The 7,318-nt window shown below is 74.8% G+C and carries 7 protein-coding genes; 3 read left to right on the plus strand and 4 right to left on the minus strand.

What is annotated here, in order from left to right; all coding sequences use genetic code 11:
* Nucleotides 1-4: 4 nt before the first annotated feature.
* Nucleotides 5-1,369, minus strand: a complete 1,365-nt coding sequence (glnA4, locus tag ACZ7G3_RS27420; protein WP_470928632.1) for a gamma-glutamylethanolamide synthetase GlnA4 — start codon at nucleotides 1,367-1,369, stop codon at nucleotides 5-7.
* Nucleotides 1,370-1,443: 74 nt separating this feature from the next.
* Between glnA4 and ACZ7G3_RS27425 the strand changes: the two genes are divergently transcribed.
* Together ACZ7G3_RS27425 and ACZ7G3_RS27430 are read left to right on the plus strand one after the other, a co-directional pair.
* Nucleotides 1,444-2,178 (plus strand): FadR/GntR family transcriptional regulator, encoded by a 735-nt coding sequence (locus ACZ7G3_RS27425; RefSeq protein WP_470928633.1) that lies wholly within the window; start codon nucleotides 1,444-1,446, stop codon nucleotides 2,176-2,178.
* Between the two features lie 76 nt (nucleotides 2,179-2,254).
* Nucleotides 2,255-2,989 (plus strand): gamma-glutamyl-gamma-aminobutyrate hydrolase family protein, encoded by a 735-nt coding sequence (locus ACZ7G3_RS27430; RefSeq protein WP_426602435.1) that lies wholly within the window; start codon nucleotides 2,255-2,257, stop codon nucleotides 2,987-2,989.
* 412 nt (nucleotides 2,990-3,401) lie between these two features.
* Here the strand turns inward: ACZ7G3_RS27430 and ACZ7G3_RS27435 are convergent, their stop codons facing one another.
* A complete protein-coding gene (locus tag ACZ7G3_RS27435; RefSeq protein WP_470928638.1) occupies nucleotides 3,402-4,256 on the minus strand; it encodes a LysR substrate-binding domain-containing protein in 855 nt (284 codons plus the stop codon).
* Between the two features lie 184 nt (nucleotides 4,257-4,440).
* Here ACZ7G3_RS27435 and ACZ7G3_RS27440 point away from each other — a divergent pair, with 184 nt between their 5' ends.
* The gene (locus ACZ7G3_RS27440) at nucleotides 4,441-5,598 is read left to right on the plus strand and encodes a TDT family transporter (RefSeq protein WP_470928634.1); all 1,158 of its coding nucleotides are present in this window, start codon (nucleotides 4,441-4,443) and stop codon (nucleotides 5,596-5,598) included.
* Here ACZ7G3_RS27440 and ACZ7G3_RS27445 read toward each other — a convergent pair.
* On the minus strand, nucleotides 5,525-6,247 hold the full coding sequence (locus ACZ7G3_RS27445) for a helical backbone metal receptor (RefSeq protein WP_470928635.1): 723 nt from the start codon (nucleotides 6,245-6,247) through the stop codon (nucleotides 5,525-5,527). The genes ACZ7G3_RS27440 and ACZ7G3_RS27445 overlap by 74 nt on opposite strands.
* 42 nt (nucleotides 6,248-6,289) lie before the next feature.
* Entirely contained in the window at nucleotides 6,290-6,859 is a 570-nt protein-coding gene (locus tag ACZ7G3_RS27450) for a helix-turn-helix domain-containing protein (protein ID WP_426602432.1), read from the minus strand.
* Nucleotides 6,860-7,318: the final 459 nt, after the last annotated feature.

Here is a 7,318-nt window from a genome sequence, read left to right on the forward strand (position 1 = left end):
TGCCTCACATGCGTTCGAAGGAGCGGCGCAGCTCCCAGTCCGTGACGGCGGCGTCGTAGGCGTCCAGTTCGACGCGCGCCATGTTGCGGTAGTGGGCGACGACCTCGTCCCCGAAGGCGGCCTTGGCGAGGGTGCTGTTCTCCCAGAGCTCGGCGGCCTCGCGCAGCGTGGTGGGGACGTGTGCGAAACCGGCGGTGTAGGCGTTGCCGGCGCAGGGTTCCGGCAGTTCCAGCCGCTGCTCGACGCCGTGCAGGCCGGCCGCGACCATGCCCGCCACCGCGAGGTACGGGTTGACGTCGCCGCCGGGGAGCCGGTTCTCGAAGCGGAGCGAGCGGCCGTGGCCGACGACGCGCAGGGCGCAGGTGCGGTTGTCGTGGCCCCAGGCGACGGCGGTCGGTGCGAAGGAGTCGGGCTGGAAGCGCTTGTACGAGTTGATGTGCGGGGCGTAGAGGAGGGAGAACTCGCGCAGCGCCACCAGCTGTCCGGCGAGGAAGTGCCGCATGACCTCGGACATGCCGCCCTGGTGGCCGCCGGCCATGACGCTGTCGCCGTCGGCGTCCGCGAGGGAGAGGTGGATGTGGCAGGAGTTGCCCTCGCGCTCGTTGTACTTGGCCATGAAGGTGAGGGACATGCCCTCCTGGGCGGCGATCTCCTTGGCGCCGGTCTTGTAGACCGCGTGCTGGTCGCAGGTGACCAGGGCCTCGTCGTAGCGGAAGGCGATCTCGTGCTGGCCGGGGTTGCACTCGCCCTTGGCGGACTCGACGGTGAGTCCGGCGCCGGCCATCTCGTTGCGGATGCGGCGCAGCAGGGGCTCGACGCGGCCGGTGCCGAGCACCGAGTAGTCGATGTTGTACTGGTTGGCCGGGGTCAGGCCTCGGTAGTTCGCGTCCCAGGCCTGTTCGTAGGTGTCCCGGAAGACGATGAACTCCAGCTCGGTGCCGACCTGCGCGGTCCAGCCGTGTCCGGCGAGGCGCTCCAGCTGGCGGCGCAGGATCTGCCGGGGTGCCGCGAGCACCGGGGAGCCGTCCTCCCAGGCGAGGTCGGCGACGACCAGCGCGGTGCCCTCGTTCCAGGGCAGGCGGCGCAGGGTGTCCGGGTCGGGGTGCAGGGCGAAGTCGCCGTAGCCGCGGTCCCAGGAGGACATCGCGTATCCGTCGACGGTGTTCATGTCGGCGTCGACGGCGAGGAGGTAGTTGCAGCCCTCGGTGCCGTGCGTCAGGACCTCGTCGAGGAAGAAGCGCGCGGCGAACCGCTTGCCCTGGAGGCGTCCCTGCATGTCGGGAAAGGCCAGGACGACGGTGTCGAGGTCACCGGCGGCGACGAGGGCGTGCAGTTCCTCGACCCCGAGCGGGGGTGTGCGGTCTGGCACGGGGAGAGCCTCCTTCTGGCCGGGAGCCATAAGGTATGACCGGGAACCATTGCTTGGGAAGGGGGCGCGGCCGCATGCCGGAGGAAACCCGCGGGGGCGTGACGGACCGGCTCGTACCGGTGCTGCGGACGGTGCGGGCCGGCAACGGATTCGAGGAGGCGCTGGAGCAGATCCTCCAGATCGTCAGGCTGGGGCTGGTGTCCGAGGGCGAGCGGCTGCCGGCCGAGCGGGAGCTGGCGGAGCGGCTGGGGATCAGCCGGGTCACGCTGCGGGAGGTGCTGCGGGTGCTCCAGGACCAGGGGCTCGTGGAGGCCCGGCGCGGCCGGTACGGCGGAACGTTCGTGCTGCCCCGCGCGGACGCGGGCGGCCAGGACGAGCTGCGGCGCCGGGTCGCCGGGGTCGACATCGAGGACGTGCTGCGCTTCCGGGAGGTGCTGGAGGTGGGCGCGGCCGGGCTGTGCGCGGCGCACGGGCTGTCGGACGCGCGGGCGGTGCGGTTGCGGGAGGCGCTGGCCGGTACGCGGGACGCGCCGCTGGCCGAGTACCGGCGGCTGGACACGATGCTGCACCTCACCCTCGCGGAGCTCTGCGGCTCACCGTCCCTCGCGACGCAGTACGCGGCCGTCCGGGCCACCCTCAACGACCTGCTGGACTGCATCCCGCTGCTGGTGCGCAACCTGGAGCACTCCCAGCGGCAGCACACCGCGCTCGTGGCGGCCGTGCTCGACGGGGACGCGGACGGAGCGCGACAGATCGCGCGGGAGCACTGCGCGGGGACGGCGGCGCTGCTGCGCGGGTTCCTGGCGTGAGGTTCCGGGCGCGACCCTGCCCCCGGCGGTGTCGCGCGGCAAAGGTACGAAGAGGATCCATTACCGAGGAGGTCGGATGGCGGACAGACCGCTGATCGGCGTCAGTACCTACCTGGAGCCCGGGGCGCGCTGGGGTGTGTGGGAGCTGGAGGCGGCGCTGCTGCCGGCCGGGTATCCGCGGCTCGTGCAGCGGGCGGGCGGACTCGCCGCGATGCTTCCGCCGGACGCGCCGGAGCACGCCGCCGCCACCGTCGCCCGCCTCGACGGGCTGGTGATCGCGGGCGGCCCGGACGTCGAGCCGGTCCGCTACGGCGCGGAACCCGGCCCGCGCACCGGCCCGCCCGCCCGGGCCCGGGACGCGTGGGAGCTGGCGCTCATCGAGGCGGCCCTGGGCGCGCGCGTGCCGCTGCTGGGCGTCTGCCGGGGCATGCAGTTGCTCAACGTCGCCCTGGGCGGCACCCTCGTCCAGCACATCGAGGGCCACGCCGAGGTGGTGGGCGTGTTCGGCGGCCACCCGGTCAAGCCGGTGCCGGGGACCCTGTACGCCGGTGTCGTGCCCGAAGAGATGTTCGTGCCGACGTACCACCACCAGGCGGTGGACCGGCTCGGCACGGGACTCGTGGCGTCGGCGCACGCGGCGGACGGCACCGTGGAGGCCCTGGAACTGCCCTCCGCCCCTGGCTGGGTCCTCGGCGTGCAGTGGCACCCGGAGATGGGCGAGGACGTACGGGTGATGCGGGCGCTGGTTCACGCGGCACGGTCGGAACTGTGCCGCCCCGCTCCGGCGATGGCACACGGCGGGCCGGGGTGAGTCGTCGGGCCGATGCCGGCCGGCACGGGGTGGCCGAGGGGGCCGAGAGGGCACCGGGCAGTGATCCGCCGGAGGCGCACAGGGCCGGGGACCGCGGCAGCGGGCGCGCGGGACCACACCCGCGGGCACACCCGCGGACCTCACGCCGCAACGCACGCGACCGGTCCGGCCCGAACCACCCCCCACTCCCCGCCCCGGGCACCCGCACCCGCGACCCGAACCACCCCCACCCCCGCCGCGGGCATCCGCACCCGCGACTCGAACCGCCCCCACCCCCGCCGCGGGCATCCGCACCCGCGCCCGCGGGACCACGCCCCACCGCCCACCGCCCACGCCCGCACCCGCACCCGCACCCGGCATCCTCGCCGAGGGCCCCTTGAGCAGTGTCGGCCCCGAACCCGCGCCGGCAGGCCTACGCCCGCGTCAGGGACAGCAGCCGCCGGGCCGGGCCCGTCGGGCGGTGTCCCGTGGGCCATACGGCCCGTAGGTCGCGGGCCAGCGCGACGTCCGCCACGGGCACGCTCACCAGGCGCCGGGTGGTGAGCTCCTCGCCGACGGCGAGTTCGCTGAGGACGGAGGGGCCGGCGCCGCCCACGGCCGCCGCCTTGACCGCCGTGGTCGACGACAGCTCGATCAGCGGGCGGGCCAGGCCGCCGAGGGCCGCGTCCAGGACCTGCCGGGTGCCCGAGCCCTTCTCCCGCAGGATCAGCGGGGTCGCCGCCAGCTCCGCCGCCGCGAGCGGGCGCCGGCGGCGTGCCCACGGGTGGCCCGGCGCGGTCACGACGATCAGCCGGTCATGGGCTATGACGGCGGAGTCGAGGCCCGCCGGGACGCTCAGCCCCTCCACGAAGCCCAGGTCGGCCTCGCCGGACAGCAGGCGGTCCGCGACCGCCGCCGAGTTCCCGGCGAGCAGCGACACCGCCGTGTCCGGCAACTGGGTGCGCAGCGCGACCAGCCAGCCCGGCAGCAGGTACTCGGCGATCGTCATGCTCGCCGCCACCCGCAGCCTCGAGTCCCGCCGGTCCCGCAGTGCCTGCGCGCCCGCGTCGAACGCCTCGGCCGCCTCCACGATCCGGCGCGCCCAGTCCGTGACCAGCGCCCCGGCGTCGGTGAGCCGGGAACCGCGCGGGGAACGGTCCACCAGGGCCACCCCCAGCTGTCGTTCCATCGAGCGGATACGGCTGCTGGCGGCCGGCTGGGTGATCCCCAGTTCGCGGGCCGCCCCGCCGAGGCTGCCCAGCCGTGCCACGGCCAGCAGCAGCTCCATCGCCCCGAGATCGGGCACCCGGTGCGCCAGCGAGCCCGCCGTGTGCCGCCCCGGTACGTCCTGTCCGCCCTCCGTGCCGCCCGCCCTGCCCGTACCGCCCGCGCTCCTGCTCATAACTCCAGCTTATGCCGTCATAGAGACATGATCCCTGGTCAGGGGCTTCGGCCGCCGAGACCGTGGACGCATGGTCACCGCAGCCCAGCCCCTGTCCCCTCCCGCCGTCCCGGCCCGACGCGTCCCGGCCGTCCGTCATCTCGGGCCCAACTGGTACGCCTGCGTCATGGGGACCGCCGTCGTCGGTACCGCGGGCGCCGCGCTCCCCTGGCTCGGGTCCGGGCCGCGCGCCGTCTGCACCGCGGTCTGGGCACTGTCCGTCGTCCTGCTGGCGGTCCTGCTGGTGGCCCGGTCCCTGCACTGGCTGCACCACCGCGACCAGGCCCGCGCCCATCTCCTCGACCCGGCGGCGGCCCCGTTCTACGGCTGTCTGTCGATGGCCCTGCTGGCCGTCGGCGGCGGCGCCGTGACCGTCGGGCGGGACTGGATCGGCGCCTGGGCCGCGGTCGCCCTGGACACCGTGCTTTTCACCGCCGGTACGGTCATCGGGCTCGCGGCGGCGGTCGCCGTGCCGTACCTGATGACCGTGCGGCACCGGATCGAGCCGGGGCAGGCCGGTCCGGTGTGGCTGCTGCCGCTCGTCGCGCCGATGGTGTCGGCGGCCGTCGGGCCGCTGCTGGTCCCGCACCTTCCGCCGGGACAGCCCCGGGAAACGCTGCTGCTCGCCTGTGTCGCGATGTTCGGGGTGAGCGTGCTCGCGACCCTGGTGACGCTGCCGGTGATCTTCGGCCGGCTGCTCACCGGCGGCCCGCTGCCGCTCGCGCTCACCCCGTCGCTGTTCCTGGTGCTGGGCCCGCTGGGGCAGTCGACGACCGCCGTGGGGAAGTTCGCGGACGTGGCCCCCGGGGTCGTGCCCGGCCCGTACGCCGAGGGTTTCGCGGTCCTCGCCGTCCTGTACGGCGTGCCCGTCATGGGCTTCGCGCTGATGTGGCTGTGTCTCGCCACCGCGCACGTCGTACGGGCGCGGCGGGAGGGCATGGGCTTCTCGATGACGTGGTGGTCGTTCACCTTCCCGGTGGGCACCTGTGTCACCGGCGCCGAGGCGCTGGCCCGGCGCACGGGGCTCGCCGTCTACGACGGGCTCACCGTCGTCCTGTACGCCGTCCTCGTCGCCGCCTGGGCCGTCGCCGCCGTGCACACCGCGCGCGGCCTGGTCAGCGGCGCGCTGCTCGCAGGGCCGCGCCCAGCGCCCGGGGAGCCTCGGCCAGCGACGGCCCGTACCACGTGAGGTACCGCCCGTCGACGAGCGCGCAGGGCAGGCCGGGGAAGGCCTCCGGGCCGTCGTCGGCGGTAAAGCGGTACGGCTCGTCCGGCAGGACAACGACGTCCGGGCGGGCCGCCCGCAGTTCCTCGACCGGGATCTTCGGGTAGCGCTCGGCGTGGGTGGCGTACAGGTGGTCGACGCCGAGGCGGGCCAGTACGTCGCCCGCGAAGGTGTCGCGGCCGAGCACCATCCAGGGCCTGCGCCAGATCGGGACGACGGCCGTGGCACGCGGCTCCGGGGGCGGCGGCAGGGCCGACCAGGCAGCCTCCGCCTCGTCCAGCCACCGGGGCCGGGACGGCGCTCCGCAGGCGGCCAGTACCCGGTCCAGCTCGGTGAGGGCCTGCGGCACGGTGCGGACCTCGGTCACGAGCACCTCGACGCCCGCGGCGCGCAGGGCGTCCAGGTCGGGGGCGCGGTTCTCCTCCTCGTTGGCGATCACCAGGTCGGGGGCGAGGGAGAGGATCCGCCCGGTCCGCGGGTTCTTCGTGCCGCCGACGCGTACGACGTCGAGGCCGGCCGGGTGCGTGCACCAGTCGGTGGCGCCGGCCAGGACTCCCGGGACCGTACGGGCCACGGCCTCGGTCAGCGACGGCACGAGGGAGACGACCCTCATCGGACTCCCGCCCGGGTCCTCATCGGAGTCCCGCCCAGGTCCTCACCGGCGCGACCCGTCCCGTACCGCCTCGATGTGCTCGGCGACGGCCACCACGATCAGCCGGGTGTCGGGCACCGTGGCCCGCCAGCGGTGCCGCACCCCGCCGGTGAGGTACAGCGTGTCGCCGCGGCCCAGCCGGTAGGCACGGCCCTCGGCCTCGATCTCCACGGCGCCCTCGGTCACGAACATCAACTGGTCGTTGCGGCACTGCAGTTCGCGGCCCGCGTCGTGGTCGCCGGTGAACTCGCTGGCGTGCATCTGGTGGTGTCCGCGCACCAGGGAGCGCACCTTGGGCGCCAGCTCCGGATCGGGTTCCTCGGCCCGGACCACATCCACACTGCACGCGGGGTCGGCGGCGGCGAGCAGCTCCACGGCGGTGGTGCGCAGGGCGTCGGCCACCTTCTCCAGGGAGCTCTGGCTGGGCCGCGCCCGGTCGTTCTCGATCTGGCTCAGGAAGGGCACGGACAGGCCGCTGCGCTCGGCCACGACGGCGAGGGTGAGCTCCAGGGCCCGGCGCCGCCGCCGTACGGCCGCGCCCACCCGGAGGTGCTGATCTTTGTGGTCGCCCATCGCTCCGGCTCCCTCCTTCACCCGTCGTACCGCCGCGGCGCCCCGGTCCGGTCGCCGTACTCCCGATGAGTTCTCGGACGAGACCTCTGATGGGTTCTCTGCACCCTACGCATGTTCGGCAAACCGTTTCACACGGCCGTCACATCGACGTCACGGTGCGGTGGCCCCGAGCTCACGGTTCTCGCCATCGCGAGGCGCGCCGGTCCGCCGTATTGACGTCCTACCGGTTCAAGGCAGGGACGGCCCTCCATGTTCCCGTCGGCCACTGGAGCCCCGGTGGGACAAGGCTCGGGCAGGGGGTTGGCGCTCCGTGGTTGTCCAAATCCATATCCATCCCCACCGTGTCCCCGGCCGTGGACGGCCCGAGGGGGGGGGGGGGGGGGGGGGGGGGGGGGGGGGGGGGGGGGGGGGGGGGGGGGGGGGGGGGGGGGGGGGGGGGGGGGGGGGGGGGGGGGGGGG

The sequence above is a fragment of the Streptomyces sp. NPDC037271 genome, from assembly GCF_055603605.1.

Bases quoted from the DNA above. Each gene is read 5' to 3' on its own strand.
- ACZ7G3_RS27445 (WP_470928635.1), bottom strand. From the start codon at position 6,247: ATGAGGGTCGTCTCCCTCGTGCCGTCGCTGACCGAGGCCGTGGCCCGT.
- ACZ7G3_RS27440 (WP_470928634.1), top strand. From the start codon at position 4,441: ATGGTCACCGCAGCCCAGCCCCTGTCCCCTCCCGCCGTCCCGGCCCGA.
- ACZ7G3_RS27430 (WP_426602435.1), top strand. From the start codon at position 2,255: ATGGCGGACAGACCGCTGATCGGCGTCAGTACCTACCTGGAGCCCGGG.
- ACZ7G3_RS27450 (WP_426602432.1), bottom strand. From the start codon at position 6,859: ATGGGCGACCACAAAGATCAGCACCTCCGGGTGGGCGCGGCCGTACGG.
- ACZ7G3_RS27435 (WP_470928638.1), bottom strand. From the start codon at position 4,256: ATGGAGCTGCTGCTGGCCGTGGCACGGCTGGGCAGCCTCGGCGGGGCG.
- ACZ7G3_RS27425 (WP_470928633.1), top strand. From the start codon at position 1,444: ATGCCGGAGGAAACCCGCGGGGGCGTGACGGACCGGCTCGTACCGGTG.